Annotated in this window: 19 protein-coding genes; 13 read left to right on the plus strand and 6 right to left on the minus strand. The window is 68.1% G+C overall.

From position 1 onward, the window contains the following. Positions 1-20: 20 nt before the first annotated feature. From J7D54_RS02375 to J7D54_RS02405, 7 genes are all read left to right on the plus strand, one after another. The gene (locus J7D54_RS02375; RefSeq protein WP_209455190.1) at positions 21-929 is read left to right on the plus strand and encodes a polysaccharide deacetylase family protein; all 909 of its coding nucleotides are present in this window, start codon (positions 21-23) and stop codon (positions 927-929) included. Between the two features lie 113 nt (positions 930-1042). Beyond that, positions 1043-1270: a CsbD family protein gene (locus J7D54_RS02380; RefSeq protein WP_182762464.1), complete on the plus strand. Its 228-nt coding sequence runs from the start codon at positions 1043-1045 to the stop codon at positions 1268-1270. Positions 1271-1452: 182 nt separating this feature from the next. Then, positions 1453-2952, plus strand: a complete 1500-nt coding sequence (locus tag J7D54_RS02385; protein ID WP_182762462.1) for a methylmalonyl-CoA carboxytransferase subunit 5S — start codon at positions 1453-1455, stop codon at positions 2950-2952. An 11-nt stretch (positions 2953-2963) separates the two neighbouring features. Continuing rightward, positions 2964-4520, plus strand: coding sequence for an acyl-CoA carboxylase subunit beta (locus J7D54_RS02390; protein WP_182762459.1), 1557 nt, complete (start codon positions 2964-2966; stop codon positions 4518-4520). An 11-nt stretch (positions 4521-4531) separates the two neighbouring features. Next, on the plus strand, positions 4532-4792 hold the full coding sequence (locus tag J7D54_RS02395; RefSeq protein WP_076062734.1) for a hypothetical protein: 261 nt from the start codon (positions 4532-4534) through the stop codon (positions 4790-4792). Positions 4793-4804: 12 nt separating this feature from the next. Continuing rightward, positions 4805-5164: a biotin/lipoyl-containing protein gene (locus J7D54_RS02400; RefSeq protein WP_182762457.1), complete on the plus strand. Its 360-nt coding sequence runs from the start codon at positions 4805-4807 to the stop codon at positions 5162-5164. A 95-nt stretch (positions 5165-5259) separates the two neighbouring features. Continuing rightward, positions 5260-6708, plus strand: a complete 1449-nt coding sequence (locus J7D54_RS02405; protein WP_182762455.1) for an AI-2E family transporter — start codon at positions 5260-5262, stop codon at positions 6706-6708. A gap of 166 nt (positions 6709-6874) precedes the next feature. Here the strand turns inward: J7D54_RS02405 and J7D54_RS02410 are convergent, their stop codons facing one another. From J7D54_RS02410 to phoU, 4 genes are read right to left on the minus strand one after another with little or no spacing between them, the layout of a single operon-like run. Further along, entirely contained in the window at positions 6875-7609 is a 735-nt protein-coding gene (locus tag J7D54_RS02410) for an SDR family NAD(P)-dependent oxidoreductase (RefSeq protein WP_182762453.1), read from the minus strand. Between the two features lie 43 nt (positions 7610-7652). After that, positions 7653-8495: a thermonuclease family protein gene (locus tag J7D54_RS02415; RefSeq protein ID WP_209455191.1), complete on the minus strand. Its 843-nt coding sequence runs from the start codon at positions 8493-8495 to the stop codon at positions 7653-7655. 50 nt (positions 8496-8545) lie between these two features. Next, complete coding sequence (locus J7D54_RS02420; RefSeq protein WP_182762450.1) at positions 8546-9295, minus strand: phosphoglyceromutase; 750 nt, start codon at positions 9293-9295, stop codon at positions 8546-8548. Positions 9296-9338: 43 nt separating this feature from the next. Continuing rightward, positions 9339-10004, minus strand: coding sequence for a phosphate signaling complex protein PhoU (gene phoU / locus J7D54_RS02425; RefSeq protein ID WP_182762448.1), 666 nt, complete (start codon positions 10002-10004; stop codon positions 9339-9341). A 206-nt stretch (positions 10005-10210) separates the two neighbouring features. Between phoU and J7D54_RS02430 the strand changes: the two genes are divergently transcribed. After that, entirely contained in the window at positions 10211-11386 is a 1176-nt protein-coding gene (locus J7D54_RS02430) for a cell wall metabolism sensor histidine kinase WalK (RefSeq protein WP_182762446.1), read from the plus strand. Continuing rightward, positions 11383-12060, plus strand: a complete 678-nt coding sequence (locus tag J7D54_RS02435) for a response regulator transcription factor (protein WP_182762445.1) — start codon at positions 11383-11385, stop codon at positions 12058-12060. Before J7D54_RS02430 ends, J7D54_RS02435 begins: the two co-directional genes overlap by 4 nt. Before the next feature lie 130 nt (positions 12061-12190). Here J7D54_RS02435 and J7D54_RS02440 read toward each other — a convergent pair whose 3' ends face one another. Then, a complete protein-coding gene (locus J7D54_RS02440) occupies positions 12191-12679 on the minus strand; it encodes a hypothetical protein (protein WP_182762443.1) in 489 nt (162 codons plus the stop codon). 159 nt (positions 12680-12838) lie between these two features. Here J7D54_RS02440 and J7D54_RS02445 point away from each other — a divergent pair, with 159 nt between their 5' ends. Genes J7D54_RS02445 through J7D54_RS02460 form a run of 4 tightly spaced genes read left to right on the plus strand, consistent with a single transcriptional unit; the run spans position 12839 to position 15115 of the window. Beyond that, positions 12839-13324, plus strand: coding sequence for a CarD family transcriptional regulator (locus tag J7D54_RS02445; RefSeq protein ID WP_076063820.1), 486 nt, complete (start codon positions 12839-12841; stop codon positions 13322-13324). A 14-nt stretch (positions 13325-13338) separates the two neighbouring features. Further along, on the plus strand, positions 13339-14037 hold the full coding sequence (gene ispD, locus J7D54_RS02450) for a 2-C-methyl-D-erythritol 4-phosphate cytidylyltransferase (protein WP_182762441.1): 699 nt from the start codon (positions 13339-13341) through the stop codon (positions 14035-14037). After that, positions 14037-14498, plus strand: coding sequence for a 2-C-methyl-D-erythritol 2,4-cyclodiphosphate synthase (ispF, locus tag J7D54_RS02455; RefSeq protein ID WP_182762439.1), 462 nt, complete (start codon positions 14037-14039; stop codon positions 14496-14498). The genes ispD and ispF overlap by 1 nt, the downstream gene beginning before the upstream one ends. 47 nt (positions 14499-14545) lie before the next feature. Then, positions 14546-15115, plus strand: a complete 570-nt coding sequence (locus J7D54_RS02460; protein WP_182762437.1) for a hypothetical protein — start codon at positions 14546-14548, stop codon at positions 15113-15115. A 91-nt stretch (positions 15116-15206) separates the two neighbouring features. On the opposite strand, the gene J7D54_RS02465 is transcribed toward J7D54_RS02460, so the two are convergent. Continuing rightward, positions 15207-16643, minus strand: coding sequence for a glycine hydroxymethyltransferase (locus tag J7D54_RS02465; RefSeq protein ID WP_182762435.1), 1437 nt, complete (start codon positions 16641-16643; stop codon positions 15207-15209). Between the last annotated feature and the right edge of the window lie 48 nt (positions 16644-16691).

The raw sequence follows: 16691 nt of genomic DNA on the forward strand, positions 1-16691 counted from the left end.
GCTCTGCGAGGATGACTGCCATGACCATCCGACGACGGGCCGCGCTCTCGTTGGGTGCGCTCGCCGTCGTCGGCTGCGCTCCCATCATGAACCCTGCGCGACCCCCTGTAGCCCCGCCCGCGCCGCAGCCGTCGCCCAGCCTCCGGCCGACGCCGGCGGAGCCGGCCGCCACCCCCGCGCACACCGCGCCAACGACTCCAGCACCCTCGCCGTCGCCGACCCCGAGCCGCCCCGGCCGCGGCGACATCGTGGCCCGCTTCCAGGGCCAGAGCCCCACCCAGTGGGGACTGGAGGTCGACGGCGTGGTGCTCCGCCACGAACAGGCACCGGTCGTCCTCACGTTCGACGCCTGCGGCGGCCGTCACGGCTCCGGCGTCGACGAGGACCTGCTGGCCGCGCTCTCTGACACCGGCACACCGGCCACCCTCTTCGTCAACGCCCGCTGGGTGGAGGCGAACCCCGGCACGGTCCGCGACCTCATCGCCGAGCCGCTGTTCGAGCTGGCCAACCACGGCACCCGCCACCTGCCCTTGTCGGTCGAGGGGGAGGAGGCCTACGGCATCCCCGGCACCGGGTCGGTCGCCGAGGTGTACGACGAGGTGATGGGGGCCCAGGAACTGCTCACCGGCCTCCTGGGCGAGGCGCCCCGCTTCTTCCGCTCAGGCACGGCGCACTACGACGACGTGGCGGTGGCCATCGCCCAGACCCTGGGGCTTCAGTGCATCAACTTCGATGTCAACACCGACGCCGGCGCCACCTTCTCGGCGTCGCAGGTGAGAGCCGCCACCCTGCAGGCCCGGGCGGGATCCATCTGCCTCGGTCACTTCAACAGACCGGGCTCCGGCACCGCAGAAGGCATCCGTCGGGCGATCCCCGAGCTGCTTGACCGGGGCCTCACTTTCGCCCGTCTGGGCGACGTCCTCCCCTGAGGTCGAGTGCGCAGATCCCACCCCTATGGCGGGGATTTTACGAAACCCTTGGTTGACCCCAACCCTGCGGGTACATTGGGAAGTCCTATCCACCGACCGCTAGGAGGCAGCCTATGGGACTCGGCGACAAGATGAAGGAAACCGTCGGTAAGGCCAAGGAAGGCATCGGCGACGCAACCGACAACGAAGAACTCCGCCGTAGTGGTCAGAAGGACCGCATCGAGGCAAACGTCTCGGAAGTCGGCCACAAGGTCGACGAGAAGGTGGGCGATGCCTCAGGCACCGTCGCCGACAAGGTTGAGGACTTCAAGGATTCCGTCACCGACGACCGTCGTCACTGACGACGGTCCGGCCACACGGCCCTGAACCAAACGGGACCATCCCTCGCGGGTGGTCCCGTTTGCTGTCTCCGCGTACCCGGAGCGTCCGCGAACGGACGACACAACAGACTACTTTCCCCCGGCACCCGGCTTTCTCGGGGGTGCCTCATGGAGCGCGCGGCGGCCATGATTGGATAGTTGCCATGACAGCGCGAAAGATCGGCGTGACGGAGCTCGTGCTCCGCGACGCACATCAGAGTTTGATGGCGACTCGCATGGCCATGGAAGACATGGTGGATGCGTGCGAAGACATCGATCAGGCAGGCTACTGGTCGGTTGAATGCTGGGGCGGAGCGACGTTCGACGCGTGCATCCGCTTCCTGAACGAAGACCCCTGGAAGCGGCTGCGGACCTTCCGCGAGCTGATGCCCAACTCCCAGCTGCAGATGCTGCTGCGCGGCCAGAACCTCCTGGGGTACCGCCACTACGAGGACATGGTCGTCGACAAGTTCGTGGAGAAGTCCGCCGAGAACGGCATGGACGTGTTCCGCGTGTTCGACGCCCTCAACGACCCCCGCAACATGGCCAAGGCGATGCAGGCCGTCAAGAACGTCGGCAAGCACGCGCAGGGCACCATCTGCTACACCGTCTCTCCCGTCCACACGGTTGAGGGCTACATCCGCCTGGCCGGCCAGCTCCTGGACATGGGCGCCGAGTCCATCGCCCTGAAGGACATGGCCGCGCTCCTGCAGCCGCAGCAGGCCTACGACATCGTCAAGGGCATCAAGGACACCTACGGCGACGTCCAGATCAACGTGCACTGCCACTCCACCACCGGCGTGACGCTCGTGTCGCTGATGAAGGCCATCGAGGCTGGCGCCGACGTCGTGGACACCGCGATCTCGTCGATGTCGCTGGGCCCCGGACACAACCCCACGGAGTCGCTCGTGGCGATGCTCGAGGGCACCGGCTACGAAACCGGCCTCGACATGGAGCGCCTCCTGCGCATCCGTGACCACTTCGCCACGGTGCGCCCCAAGTACAAGGAATTCGAGTCGGCCACCCTGGTCGACACCGACATCTTCTCCTCCCAGATCCCCGGCGGCATGCTCTCCAACATGGAGTCGCAGCTCAAGGCGCAGGGCGCGGGCGACCGCATCCGCGAGGTCATGGAGGAAGTGCCCCGGGTCAAGGCCGACGCGGGCCAGCCGCCGCTGGTCACCCCGTCGTCGCAGATCGTGGGCACGCAGGCCGTGTTCAACGTGCTGATGGGCCGCTACAAGGTGCTCACCGGTGAATTCGCGGACCTGATGCTCGGCTACTACGGCGAATGCCTCGGCGAGCGCAACCCCGAGGTCGTCGCACTGGCGCAGGCGCAGGCCAAGAAGGAGGTCATCACGGACCGCCCGGCAGACCACTTGAAGCCCGAATGGGACGAACTGGTCAAGGCCGCCTCGAACCTCGACGGCTACGACGGCTCCGAGGAGGACGTCCTCACCAACGCGATGTTCCCGGGTGTGGCGCCGAAGTTCCTCAAGTCGCGCGACGAAGGCCCCAAGAGCGTCGGCAAGACCCACGCCCAGCTCAAGTCCGAAGCGGCCGCCCAGAAGGCCGGCGCTGAGCGCCCCGGCATCACCGGCCCCGTCAAGTACAACGTCACCATTGCCGGCCGCTCGCACAGCGTTGCCGTCGAGCCGGCCTAAGGAGAACATTCATGGCAAAGCAGCACACGATGGAGGAGCGCCTCGCGCAGCTCGCCGAACGCCGCGCGCACGTGCAGACGGGCGGCGGCGAGGACAAACTCCAGAAGCAGCGCGACAAGGGCAAGCTGACCGCCCGTGAGCGCGTCGCCGCCATGCTCGACGAGGGCTCCTTCCAGGAGACGGGGGCGTTCCGCAAGAACCGCACCACCACCTTCGGCATGGACAAGGCGGACATGCCCGCCGAGGGCGTCGTCACCGGTTCCGGCTACGTCATGGGCCGCCCGGTCCACATCGCCTCGCAGGACTTCACCGTCATGGGTGGCTCCGCGGGCGAGGCCCACTCGATCAAGGTGACCGAGGCCCTCAACGCCTCGCTTCGCACCGGCACCCCGTTCGTCTTCATCAACGACTCGGGTGGCGCGCGCGTGCAGGAGGGCATCGATTCGCTGTCCGGCTACGGCAAGGTCTTCTACGCCAACGTGCTCCTCTCGGGCGCGGTGCCGCAGATCTCGATCATCGCCGGCCCCTGCGCCGGTGGCGCCGCCTACTCCCCGGCGTTGACGGATTTCATCATCCAGACCCGCAAGGCCCACATGTTCATCACGGGCCCGGGCGTGATCAAGCAGGTCACCGGCGAAGAGGTCACGCAGGACGACCTGGGCGGCGCCGACGCCCACATGGGTCGTTCCGGCGTCGTGCACTTCGTCGCGGACGACGACGAGCAGGCCATCCTGATCGCCCAGAAGCTGCTGAGCTTCCTGCCGCAGAACAACACCGAAGACGCCCCCGTCGTCAACCCCGACGACGTGGTGGAGCCCAACGAGAAGCTGCGGGGCATCATCCCGGTCGAGTCCAACAAGGGCTACGACGTGCGGGAGATCATCCACGAGATCGTCGACCACGCCGACTTCCTCGAGGTGCAGGCCGGCTGGGCGCGGAACATCGTGGTGGGCTTCGGCCGCATCGTGGGCCGCACCATCGGCATCATCGCCAACCAGCCCAGCGTCATGTCCGGTGTCCTCGACATCGACTCCTCTGACAAGGCCAGCAAGTTCGTCCGCTTCTGCAACGCCTTCAACATCCCCGTGGTGAACCTGGTCGACGTGCCGGGCTTCCTCCCCGGTGTCGCCCAGGAGCACAACGGCATCATCCGCCACGGCGCGAAGATGCTCTACGCCTACTCCGCGGCCACCGTCCCGAAGATCACCGTGGTGCTGCGCAAGGCGTACGGCGGCGCGTACCTGGCCATGTGTTCCAAGGACCTCGGGGCCGACAAGGTGTTCGCCTGGCCCACCGCAGAGATCGCGGTGATGGGTGCGGAGGGCGCGGCCAACGTCGTGTTCCGTCGTGAGATCGCCGCAGCCGAAGACCAGGACGCGCGCCGCGCCGAACTGGTGGAGGAGTACCGCGAGACGTTCTCGACGCCCTACATGGCGGCCAGCCGTGGCCTCGTCGACGACATCATCGATCCCGCAGACACCCGCCGCGAGATCGCCATGGCGCTCGAGCTGCTCATCGGCAAGCGCGAGATCCGCCCGGCCAAGAAGCACGGCCTCGGCCCTGCGTGATCGGAGTCGACATGGAAGACACCCAGATGCAGGAGTTGCGCGACCTCGTCGCGCAACTCACGGACAGAATCGCGGGGCTGGAGGCGCAGGTCTCCGAGCTGCAGTCCGCCAAGGAGATCCCCGAGGCGGACCTCATCGCCATCGGTGCCGCGGTGGCGGCGTACTTCGGGCACCGCGCCCGGGTGCGCGCCATCCGGTACGGCTCGCAGACCCGTTGGGCCGCCGCCACCCGAACCCGCGTCCATGACCGCTCCGTCCCGCACGTCCGTTAAGGAGACACCACAATGAAGCTCAAGGTGACCGTCAACCAGACGGAGTACGAAATCGATGTCGAGATCGAGGAGGAGGAGCGTCCCGGTCTGGGGCCGATCGTGATCGGCGTCAACGCAGGCTCCAACCCCATCCCGACGAAGGCCTCGGTCAGCGCTGTCAGCTCCAACGCTGTCGTCGCGCCCCTGGCGGGGTCCGTCGCACGAATCCTCGTCGCTGAAGGCGACGAGATCGAATCCGGCCAGGTGCTGCTGGTGCTCGAGGCCATGAAGATGGAGACCGAGATCACGGCCCCCACGGCCGGCAAGGTCGCCAGCATCCTCGTCGCCCCGGGCGACGCGGTGCAGGGCGGCCAGGCCCTCATCGAGTTCTAGCCGACGCAGCGACGGGCGCCCCACCTTCGGGTGGGGCGCCCGTCGTGCATTGTGGGCTTGGATAAGGTTGCCCCAGATCGAGATGAGGAGATCGCGTGAGCGACGACAGAACTGGCGAACCGACAAACCCCAGGCCGGTTGAGGGGTTGCCGTTCGACGAGGAGACCCTCGTCGCGCTGCCATCGCCTGACCCCTCCGCGCCCGTCGACCGGGCCGACGTCATCGGTGAGGGGGGCCGCTGGGTCGCGGGCTGGGCCGGCCGCCTGATCCTCATGGCCGCCGCACTGTTCGTCATCGGCTGGCTGGCCGCCCGGTTCTGGGACGGCATTCTCCCCGTCGTGCTCGCGCTCCTGTTCGCCTCGGTCCTGTGGCCCGTCACCGCCTGGCTGAAGGGCCGCGGGGTGCCGTACGTCGCCGGCGCCGCCATCTCACTGCTCGGCGGCTTCGGCGCCCTCGCCGGGCTCATCTGGTTGATCGCCCCCAGCATCGCGTCGCAGTGGTCCACCCTGTCCGGCCAAGCCATCAAGGGGGTCCGGCAGCTGCAGGACTGGGCCGCCGGCCCGCCCCTCAACATCCGCGACGAGCAGCTCAACAGCTGGATCGACCAGGGCCTCAACTGGGTCCAGGGCAGGAGCGGCGAGTTGGTGGGGCAGGCGCTCAACGTGGGCGGCTCCATCGGCAGTGCCATCGTCACGCTGCTGCTGACGCTCGTGCTGACGTTCTTCTTCCTCAAGGACGGCCACGGGTTCCTGGCCTTCACCCGTCGCGTCGTGGGCCGCAAGGCCGGGTTCCACGCCACGGAACTGCTCACCCGGCTGTGGACCACCCTGTCCGGCTACGTCCGCACGCAGGCCATCGTCAGCTTCGTCGACGCGGTCTTCATCGGTCTGGGCCTCCTGGTGCTCGGGGTGCCGTTGGCGTTCCCCCTGGCCGTGATCACGTTCATGGCGGGCTTCATCCCGATGGTCGGTGCCATCACGGCCGGCGTGCTCGCAGTACTCGTCGCGCTCGTATCCGGCGGCATCTACACCGCCCTGTTCACCCTCATCCTGATCCTCGCGGTGCAGCAGTTGGAGGGCAACGTCCTCCAGCCCGTGCTCCAGTCCCGGGTCATGCAGCTCCACCCGGTCATCGTGCTCCTCGCAGTGCTGCTGGGCGGCGTCTGGGGCGGCATCATCGGCGCCTTCCTCGCAGTTCCGGTGGCGGCTTCCATCGCCGTGGTGATGCGCTACCTGGGAGACCTGATCGACCTGCGCACCGGAGACCGGGGTGCTGAGGACATCCGCTGGGCCACCGACGACGGGCACACCGTCGCCTTCGAGGGCGAGCAGCACGCCGCGTTCTTCCGCGCCCTGGTGCGCCGCCGCACCGCCCGCCGCGAGGTGGAGGAGGGCACTGCGCGTGCCACCGTGGAGCTTCCCGACGGCGAGGTGGCCCGCGTCGACGGCACCGGCTGGCTCGGCAAGCTCATGCGCCGCCGCCCACTCGAGGGCACTCCGGATCCGAAGGAGCAACTGGGCCCGGAGGAGCCCCAGGACCGGTAGACCGCAGAAAGCCGCAGTGCGGCTGAGCGTTTGGGTAAATCGCCTTGACGGGGCCCGGGACCGCCAGGAAGCCGTCGTCAGGCCACATCCGCTCCGCACACTGCTGGGTTTATGCCTGAGGACGGCGCCAAACCCAGCACTGAGTCTGGACCTCGGAACGAATTGCTCAGGCGGTGCGGTGCACCTTGTGCGACGCGGCCTGGGCCCGCGGGCGGATCGCAAGGCGGTCGATGTTCACGTGCGACGGCCTGGTGGCCATGAACACGATCACGTCCGCCACGTCGTCGGCTGTCAGCGGCTCCGCGACGCCGGCGTACACCTTGTCCGCCCGCTCACGGTCGCCGTCGAAGCGGGTGAGCGCGAACTCCTCGGTCTGCACCATGCCGGGGGCGATCTCGGTGATTCGCACGGGCTGGTCGAACAGTTCCAGCCGCAGCGACTCGACGACGGCGCGCTCGCCGGCCTTCGCGGCGCAGTAGCCCGCGCCTCCCTCGTAGCCGGCGTCTGCAGCCAGGGACGTCACGAACACGATCACGCCTTCGGCGGCCACCAGCGCCGGCAGCAGGGCCTTGGTGACGCGGGCGGTGCCGATGGTGTTGGTCGCGATCATCGTCGCCCACCTGTCCAGGTCGGCTTCGGCGACGGGTTCCAGTCCCAGGGCGCCGCCCGCGTTGTTGACCAGCACGTCGAGCCGGTCGCCGACGGCCGCAGCGAGGCGGGTCACGTCGTCGTCCGAGGTGATGTCGCACACCACGGCGGAGCCGCCGATCTCCTGGGCCAGCGCGACGATGCGGTCTTCACGGCGTGCGGCGCAGATGACGCGGTAGCCCGCGGCGGCGAGTTGGCGGGCGGTGGCGGCTCCAATGCCCGAGCTGGCACCGGTGACGAGAGCAGTCTTCATGCCTGTCACTGTATTCCCAGTGGCGGGGGGTGCGACGAGGGGGTCAGCGTCTCGCGGCGCGCCAACCGGCGGCCTCAGCGTCTTCGGGGGTGCAGAACCAACGCTCGCCGTAGGACTCGTTGATCTTCGTGTCGTCGTAGTGCTGTTGCCCCGGCTGGTGGTAGATGTGTTCTCCCTCGCGGTTGATGTTGCCCTTGATCAGGCAGTCCTGCGAGGAGACGCCCGCGGGCGGCTGCGCCGGCGCGACGGGTTCGGCGGGGGTTTCGACGGAGGGTGGCCCCGCGTCGCAGGTCTCGCCCCACACGCCGAGGCCCTGTTCCCAGGCGTCTGCCTGGGCAGCCAGGTGGTCCGCGACATAGGCATAGGGGGCGGCATACGTGTACTCGCGGCCCAGACCGCGCGCGATGATCTCTTCGGCGACATTGACGCCGTCGGCCGTGAAGACGTGGCGCAGCAACCGGTTGTAGCGGTCTGTGTCGCCCTGGGTGGGATCGAATTCGATGTGCACATCGCGCGACTGCACCAGCGACTGCATGGCGCTCGCCGCTTCCTGATAGCCGCAGTCGCCGCGTTCCGGGGTGTCGATCCCGATGACGCGGATGCGGGTCCGCTCGCCGTCGATCAGCACGTCGATGGTGTCGCCGTCGATAACGCCCGCCACCGGCACGAGGTCGCCCACGACGGCGTCCGCCGAAGGCCCTTCCGTCGGGCTGGCGCTGATGGTGTCGGGATCCGGGGCCTCCGCTTCCTCAGTGACCACCGGGGTGCCGGGCTGGGACGCGGGGGGCGTCTCCACCTCCGCCGTCGTCACCTGCGCGGTCTCCACCCCCGGCGAATCGATGGACGGGCCGGGGAAGCAGCCGCTCAGCAGAAGCAGGCAGAGCAACGCAGGCCCCACGAACACGTGGGGCCTGCGAGTGAGATGCGGAGTGGTGATTACTTCTTGCCCTGGTTCTTGACAGCCTCGATGGACGCCTTGGCGGCCTCGGGGTCGAGGTACCGGCCGCCGGGGGTGACAGGCTTGAAGTCCTCGTCCAGTTCGTAGTAGAGCGGGATACCGGTGGGGATGTTCAGGCCGGCGATGTCCTCGTCGGAGATGCCGTCGAGGTGCTTGACCAGCGCGCGCAGCGAGTTGCCGTGAGCGGTGATCAGCACCGTCTTGCCCTCGGCCAGGTCCGGCACGATGTGCGCTTCCCAGTAGGGCAGCAGCCGGGCCACGACGTCCTTGAGGCACTCGGTGCGGGGACGGTCAGCCTCCGGGATGTCCGAGTAGCGCGGGTCGTGGTGCTGGCTGAACTCGTCGTCGACGTCGATGGGCGGCGGCGGCGTGTCGTAGCTACGGCGCCACAGCATGAACTGCTCCTCGCCGTACTGCTCCAGCGTCTGCGCCTTGTCCTTGCCCTGCAGAGCGCCGTAGTGGCGCTCGTTCAGGCGCCAGTTGCGCTTGACCGGGATCCAGTGGCGGTCGCAACCATCCAGCGCCAGGTAGGCGGTGTGGATGGCGCGGCGCAACAGGGAGGTGTGCAGAATATCCGGGAGGAGCCCCTCCTGCTTGAGCAGTTCGGCGGCCTTCTTGCCCTCCGCAATGCCCTTTTCATTGATGTCGACGTCCACCCAGCCGGTGAACAGGTTCTTCGCGTTCCATTCGCTCTCGCCGTGACGGAGCAGGATCAGCTTCGCAGTCATACGCCCAACATTAGCGGCGACACCCCTGCCGTGCTCAGCCGGGTCAGGCGTTGGGCCACTCTTCACCCTCGGGGATCTCCCCGGTGATGATGTAGATCACGCGGCGACCCACGGCGACGGCGTGGTCCGAGAAGCGCTCGAAGTAGCGGCCGAGCAGCGCAACGTCCACGGCGCCCTCGACGCTGATCTCCGAGCCTTCCTTGAAGATCTCGGTGAAGTGGTCGCGACGCAGGTCGTCCATGCGGGAGTCGATGGTGGCCAGCGTCTGGGCGCCCTTGGCGTCGCGCTCCGCCAGCGACAAGCGGGCCACGTCGATGACCTCTTCGGCGATCTTCGCCATCTCGCGGAAGTTCGGCTCAAAACGCTCCGGGACGGCGTGGGCCGGGTAACGCAGGCGGGCGATCTTGGCGATGTGCGCGGCCAGATCCCCCATGCGGGCGAGTTCGAACACGACGCGGATGGCCGACACGATGGTGCGAAGCTCGCCGGCGACGGGCGCCTGGAGCGCGAGCAGGCTCAGGCACTGGAACTCGAGCTCCTCGTGCATCTTGTCCAGTTGCGCGTCATTGGTGATGACGGCTTCCGCGCGGCCCAGGTCTGCCGTGAGCAGCGCCTCGGAACTCTCGATGATGGCGACCTCGACGAGATCTGCCATATGAACGAGGCTGTCCAGGACGGAATTAAGTTCCTCATGGTAGCTGGTACGCATTCTGCGGTACTCCTTTGTCACGGTTGCCCCGAGTCTAGCTGGACACCCTTCCTGCCCGAGGCTAGGGCGTCTACCTAGCTGGACGTGTCATCTCGGTGAATGAACGGTGAACGGCAGGTGAAGGATCGGTACCACGTCTCGGATCGGCCCGTTCCGGGTTGTCTGATGACCTGGCCAATCGCGCTGCGCCCCATATGATGTGGCACATGCATCCCGCGGTCGCAGGCCTCATTGGGGCCTTCCTGGCCCTGGTGGTGGTGACGTTCGTCCTGCTGATCCGCCGGGGCCTTGCGCGTCGCCGGCTGCTGGAGGCCCAGGGCCGCGTCGAGGCCAGCGAGGAGCTGCGCATCGTGATGGACCTGCTCCGTTCCGGCGCCATGCTGGTGGGGCCCCATGACGAGATCCTGCACGTCAACGAGCCTGGCATCGTGCTCAACCTCGCGCGGGGGAGCCGCGTGGGATTCGCCGCTCTGCTGGAGAAGGTCCGGGAGGTCCGCGCCAGCGGCACCATGTACCGCGGCCCCATCCGGCGGGAGGTGCACCCCGGCGCCGAGGCCCTCGAGCTGGAGGCGCGCGTCGCGCCCATGGGCGACGACCTGGTGCTCGTGATCGCCGACGACGAGTCGACGCAGCGCCGCGTCGAGGCCGTGCGCCGCGACTTCGTGGCCAACATCTCGCACGAACTCAAGACACCCATCGGTGCGCTCAGCGTGCTGGCGGAGGCCGTGGAGGCGGCCAGCGACGACCCGGACGCCGTGCAGCGGTTCGCCGGTCGCCTGCAGCATGAGTCGTCGCGGCTGGCGCAGCTGGTCAACCAGATCATCGACCTGTCACGCCTCCAGTCGGAAGACCCCATGCTCAGCCGCGAGATCGTCGACGTGCACGAGGTGGTTACAGAGGCGGTGAGCCGCTCCCGGGCCCGCGCGGAGAAGCGCGGGGTCAGCCTCATCGTCGCGCGCACGGCGCACACCTACGTCGTCGGCGACAGGTGGCAGCTGGCAGACGCAGTTAGCAACCTGGTGCAGAACGCCATCAACTACTCCCACGAGCAGGCCCGGGTTACGCTGAGCATCCTGCAGGTCACCGCGGAGGGGGACCGGTTCGTCGACATCAAGGTCTCCGACAACGGCATCGGCATCAGCGCGGAGGAGCAGGAGCGCATCTTCGAGCGCTTCTACCGCGTGGACTACGGCCGCTCGCGGGACGCTGGCGGCACCGGGCTGGGCCTCAGTATCGTTCGCCACATCGCCCTGGCCCACGGGGGGTCCATCCGTGTCTGGTCCAGGCTCGGGCAGGGATCCACCTTCACCTTGAGACTTCCGGCCTATCTCGGGCCTGATCCACTAGACACCGCCCTGGCGGAGGAGGAATTTGCGCTGTGACCCGCATCCTGATCATCGAGGACGAGGACTCGTACCGCGACGCCACCAGCTTCATGCTGAGGAAGGAAGGCTTCGACGTCGTGACCGCGGCCGATGGCGCGGAGGGACTGGCCGAGTATGACAAGAACGGGGCCGACCTCGTGCTCCTCGACCTCATGATGCCGGGCATCCCGGGCGTCGAGGTCTGCCGCCAACTGCGCTCCCGCGGCAACGTCGCGATCGTGATGGTCACCGCCCGCGACTCCGAGGTGGACAAGGTGGTGGGCCTCGAACTGGGTGCCGACGACTACGTCACCAAGCCGTTCAGCCACCGCGAGCTGGTGGCCCGCATCCGTGCGGTGCTGCGCCGCGGCATGGACCAGGTGCTGCTGCCCGAGGTGGTGGAGGTGGAGGGCGTCCGCATCGACGTCGAGCGCCACCAGGTCACCGTCGACGGCGAGGACGTGCGGTTCGCGCTGCGCGAGTTCGAGCTCCTCGAACTGCTGGTGCGCAACGCGGGCCGGGTGATGACCCGCGGCCAGCTGATCGACCGGATCTGGGGCAGCGACTACGTCGGCGACACCAAGACCCTCGACGTGCACATCAAGCGCCTGCGCTCGAAGATCGAGAAGGACCCGTCCGAACCGCGGCGTCTGATCACGGTGCGCGGCCTGGGCTACAAGTACGAGGGCTGACGCGGGTGCTGGGTTTGTAGCCGCCAGTGGACCTGAGTCCAGCACCGCACACCCAGAGGCGCTTCGCTCGCTGCTGACTTTGATGCCAAGTGCGGCATCATATCCAGCAGTGCCGCGGTCCGAGGGGAGGTCAGCCAGCGTTGGAGAACGCCTCGGAGAAGTCCTCGTGCTCGGAGCTCATGACCGGCGTGTGGACCTTCAGGCTGGTGCCGCCGTCGAAGGTGACCGTCACCTCTGCCAGCCGACCGAGTGCCAGGTCCGGGTTGGAGAAGGCCGTCTCCGAACCGTCGAGGTAGACGGAGTTGCCACGCGGGATCGACGCGGTGAAACCGAGATCCACGGGCTCCCCGTACTGCTCGAAGCCCTCCTCGGCGGCCACCGTGATGCCGGTCACCTCCGCGGCCTCGTCGCGGGAGTGGATGCCGCCGAGCAGCACCGCCTCACCCGCGTCGTCCGCCACGATGACGATGTTGCGGATCTTGTAGCCGTTGTCCTCGGCCTGCACGCCTGCGGCCGGCGGGGAATCCGGGACCCAGCCAGCGCGGGTGCAGGCGCTCATCGAAAAGGCGAGTGCTGCGGCGACGGTGATGGCCGCGAAACGGCGCACGGGCTTGGTCATGGGTCCTCCGGTCAGGGGCATGCGTGAGCACATAGTAACCAGTCTCCGCACCAGGTGCGACCCTCTCTCCGCGTTTGCGGACCCCGTCCGTTACGGGCAGAGGCCCCGGGTGTATAGGGAGCCTGCTAGAATTGTCTGTGGAAAGGTGGTCTTCAAGATATGACTTTTTCGATCGGTGAGACGGTCGTCTACCCAAACCATGGAACGGCTGTCATCGAGGACATCGAAAACCGGACGATCAAGGGCGAGGACAAACTGTTCCTCGTTCTTCGTGTGCTCGGCCAAAACGATCTCGTGATTCGTGTCCCGTCCGACAACCTCGATCTCGTCGGCGTGCGCGACGTGGTCGATCAGGAAGGCCTTGAGCGGGTGTTCGATGTGCTCCGCGCAGAACACACCGAGGAACCGGCCAACTGGTCGCGTCGCTTCAAGGCGAACATGGAGAAGCTGCACTCCGGCAACGTGATCAAGGTGTCTGAGGTCGTCCGCGACCTGTGGCGCCGTGACCGCGACAAGGGGCTCTCCGCAGGCGAGAAGAGGATGCTGGCGAAGGCCCGCTCCATCCTGCTCGCTGAGCTCGCGCTCGCAGAAGATTGTGATGAGGAGAAGGCCGAGACGCTTCTCGACGAAGTGCTCGCTTCCTGATTCAGACAACCTTCGTGTCAAACACTCAAGTACCGGTCGTCGCCGTTGTGGTGGCGGCCGGTAGTGGTTCCCGGCTGGGTGCGCCCGTGCCGAAGGCCCTCGTTGAACTCGAGGGCGTCTCCCTCGCTCGCCGCTCTGTGGATGCGTTGGTCGACGGTGGGGTCACCGCCGTCGTCGTCGCCATCCCGGCCGGCTTCGAAGCGGAGTTCGACCAGCAACTCGACGGCGTGCCCGTTCCGGTGCAATGTGTGCAGGGGGGCGCGTCGCGTCAGGAGTCGGTGGCCCACGGCCTCGCCGCCCTGGAAGCGCCTGCTGACGCCGTCGTCCTGGTGCACGATGCGGCCCGGGCGCTGGTGCCGCCCGCTGTGGTGCGGTCCGTGGCAGACGCCGTGGCCCGCGGCGCTGAAGCGGCCATCCCGGTGGTGCCCGTCGTCGATTCGGTGCGTCGCGTGGACGAGGACACCTCTGTCGTCGTGAACCGGGCCAGGCTCCGCGCCGTCCAGACTCCCCAGGGTGCGCGCCTGGGCGCCCTGCGTCACGCGCACGCCGCCGTCGCCGCCGAGGGCGTTGAAGTGACGGACGACGCGACGGTGTGCGAGTTCGCCGGCATGCACGTCTCCCTCGTGGCGGGCCACCGCGACGCGCTCAAGATCACCGAACCCACAGACCTCATCGTGGCTGCGGCCATCCTGCAGAACCGGAAGGACCACTGATGCGCGTCGGCATTGGTACTGATGTGCATCGGCTCGAGGAGGGGGTGCCCCTGTGGGTGGGCGGCCTCCACTTCCCGGATGAGCCGGCCGGGCTGGCCGGGCACTCCGACGGTGACGTGGCCGCGCACGCCGCGTGTGATGCGCTGTTCGGCGCCGCAGGGCTGGGCGACATGGGCTCCAATTACGGCACGTCCGAGCCGGAGTGGGCCGGGGCCAGCGGTGTCGCCTTCCTGGCGGAGACCGCACGCCGGGTGCGCGCCGCAGGGTTCGAGATCGGCAACGTCTCCGTGCAGATCATCGGCAACCGGCCTCGTTTCGCCGCTCGGCGCGCCGAGTCCCAGGCCGCGCTGACGGAGGCGCTGGGTGCCGCCGTGACCGTGACCGCCACCACCACCGACGGGTTGGGGCTGACGGGTCGCGGCGAAGGGGTCGCGGCCGTCGCGGTGGCCCTCCTCGCGTGAGCCCGGCGGTAGGTAATCTTGCCGACGGTCCGACGAAGGAGAAGGCAATGACGTATGCAGGCAGGCGCCTCGCGCTGACGGTGAGCGCGCTGGTGATGCTGTGGCTAGGTGCGGCCTGCACCGGCGCCGGGAGCGTCACCCCCACCGAGACCCCGGCGTCCACGTCGGCTGTCGCCACCTCGGAGCCCGCGGCACAGACCTCTGACACTCCCTTGGCGTCGCCCACTGCGTCGGATTCCGTCGAGGACGTCCCGGACGACCTCTTCGAGGAACTCCCCATCGACAAGGCGCTCCTCCCCGCGGAGATCGGCGAGTTCGTCCTCGACACGGAACTCTCCTTCGACCAGGCCATCTACAGCCGGGGCTCCCTGGCCGAGGACACCTTCGAGAGTGTCACGGTCAACGCCACCGCCCCGCACCAGGGCGCGGCGGATTACGCGTCGATCATGGAGGACGTCACGGAGGTGGAGGCGGGCACGGCCTACTGCGGCGTGCAGTCCGGTATGTCGGCCTGCGTCTTCGACAGCGCCAACCACGGCACCGTCCACGTCACCAGCCTGGACGCCGCGCCGGCAGACCTCCAGCCCATCATGGAGGCGGTCCGCCCCCTCCTCTGAGGAAGGGCACAGTGAACTCCCGAAACGGAAGAGGGGCCGCGATGCTGTTGCATCGCGGCCCCTCTTTCTGTTCAGGTCAGAGACTGAACAATCAGATCTCGAAGCCCGGGTAGAGCGGGTGCAGGTTGAGCAGCCGCTCGGCTTCGGCGAGCGAGTTGTCGCGCGCCGCATCGTCGAGTGCGTACTTCGCCTTGCTGGGGGCACCGGCCGAGGTGGTGGTCGGCTTGGTGGCCTTCAGCACGCCGGTGATCATGTCCGCGACGGCGTCCATGTCCGAGGCGGTGAAGCCGCGCGAGGTGAGGGCCGGGGTGCCGAGGCGCACGCCGGAGGTGTACCAGGCGCCGTTCGGGTCGTTGGGCACCGAGTTGCGGTTGGTGACGATGCCCGCGTCGAGCAGCGCGGCCTCGCCCTGACGGCCGGTGAGGCCGAAGGCGGTGGTGTCGAGCAGCACGATGTGGTTGTCCGTGCCGTCCGTGACCAGCTTGCCGCCGCGCTTCATGAGGCCTTCGGCCAGCGCCTTGGCGTTGTCCGCCACGGCCTGCGCGTAGGTCTGGAACTCAGCGGTGCGGGCCTCGGCGAGCGCCACGGCCTTCGCCGCCATGACGTGCGACAGCGGGCCGCCGAGCACCAGCGGGCAGCCGCGGTCCACCGACGGGGCGTACTCCGCCGTCGCCAGCACCATGCCGCCGCGCGGGCCGCGCAGCGACTTGTGCGTGGTGGTGGTCACGACGTCGGCGTAGGGGACCGGGTCCTCCTCGCCGGTGAACACCTTGCCGGCCACCAGGCCGGCGAAGTGGGCCATGTCGACCATGAGGACGGCGCCCACCTCGTCGGCGATGTCGCGCATCTTCGCGAAGTTGATGCGACGCGGGTAGGCGGAGTAACCGGCCACGAGCACGAGCGGCTTGAACTCCTTGGCCTGCGCGCGCAGGGCCTCGTAGTCGAGCAGGCCGGTCTCGGCGTCGGTGCCGTAGGAACGCTGGTGGAACATCTTGCCGGACACGTTCGGGCGGAAGCCGTGGGTGAGGTGGCCGCCGGCGTCGAGCGACATGCCCAGCAGGCGCTGGTCACCGAAGCGGCGGCGCAGGGTCTCCCAATCCGCCTCGCTCAGCTCCGCGACGCCCTTCACGCCGAACTCCTCCAGCGCGGGGGACTCGATCTTGTGCGCGAGGATGGCCCAGTAGGCGGTGAGGTTGGCGTCGATGCCGGAGTGGGGCTGCACGTAGGCGTACTCGGCCCCGAAGAGCTCACGCGCGTGCTCGGCGGCGACGGATTCGACGGTGTCGACGTTCTGGCAACCGGCGTAGAAGCGGTGCCCGACGGTGCCCTCTGCGTACTTGTCGCTCATCCAGGTGCCCATGGTGGCGAGCACGGGAAGGCTGGCGTAGTTCTCGGACGCGATGAGCTTCAGCGACGCGCGCTGGTCGGTGAGCTCCTGGCGCGTCGCCTGAGCGATGCGGGGCTCCACCTCCTCGATCATGCCCAGCAGGGTCCGGTAGGCCGACGAGATCGATTCGAGATCGCTCACAGTTCTCCTTGGATTCAGGGGTGCGTGCTGCCCACTCTAGTGCCCGAG

The sequence above is a fragment of the Tessaracoccus sp. MC1865 genome (assembly GCF_017815535.1).
Classification (GTDB): domain Bacteria; phylum Actinomycetota; class Actinomycetes; order Propionibacteriales; family Propionibacteriaceae; genus Arachnia.

Excerpts from the sequence above, each read along its gene's own strand:
- J7D54_RS02445 (WP_076063820.1), top strand. The coding sequence starts at position 12,839 with ATGACTTTTTCGATCGGTGAGACGGTCGTCTACCCAAACCATGGAACG.
- J7D54_RS02390 (WP_182762459.1), top strand. The coding sequence starts at position 2,964 with ATGGCAAAGCAGCACACGATGGAGGAGCGCCTCGCGCAGCTCGCCGAA.
- phoU (WP_182762448.1), bottom strand. The coding sequence starts at position 10,004 with ATGCGTACCAGCTACCATGAGGAACTTAATTCCGTCCTGGACAGCCTC.
- J7D54_RS02400 (WP_182762457.1), top strand. The coding sequence starts at position 4,805 with ATGAAGCTCAAGGTGACCGTCAACCAGACGGAGTACGAAATCGATGTC.
- J7D54_RS02460 (WP_182762437.1), top strand. The coding sequence starts at position 14,546 with ATGACGTATGCAGGCAGGCGCCTCGCGCTGACGGTGAGCGCGCTGGTG.
- J7D54_RS02385 (WP_182762462.1), top strand. The coding sequence starts at position 1,453 with ATGACAGCGCGAAAGATCGGCGTGACGGAGCTCGTGCTCCGCGACGCA.
- J7D54_RS02395 (WP_076062734.1), top strand. The coding sequence starts at position 4,532 with ATGGAAGACACCCAGATGCAGGAGTTGCGCGACCTCGTCGCGCAACTC.
- J7D54_RS02440 (WP_182762443.1), bottom strand. The coding sequence starts at position 12,679 with ATGACCAAGCCCGTGCGCCGTTTCGCGGCCATCACCGTCGCCGCAGCA.
- J7D54_RS02410 (WP_182762453.1), bottom strand. The coding sequence starts at position 7,609 with ATGAAGACTGCTCTCGTCACCGGTGCCAGCTCGGGCATTGGAGCCGCC.
- J7D54_RS02430 (WP_182762446.1), top strand. The coding sequence starts at position 10,211 with ATGCATCCCGCGGTCGCAGGCCTCATTGGGGCCTTCCTGGCCCTGGTG.
- J7D54_RS02375 (WP_209455190.1), top strand. The coding sequence starts at position 21 with ATGACCATCCGACGACGGGCCGCGCTCTCGTTGGGTGCGCTCGCCGTC.
- J7D54_RS02380 (WP_182762464.1), top strand. The coding sequence starts at position 1,043 with ATGGGACTCGGCGACAAGATGAAGGAAACCGTCGGTAAGGCCAAGGAA.
- ispF (WP_182762439.1), top strand. The coding sequence starts at position 14,037 with ATGCGCGTCGGCATTGGTACTGATGTGCATCGGCTCGAGGAGGGGGTG.
- J7D54_RS02420 (WP_182762450.1), bottom strand. The coding sequence starts at position 9,295 with ATGACTGCGAAGCTGATCCTGCTCCGTCACGGCGAGAGCGAATGGAAC.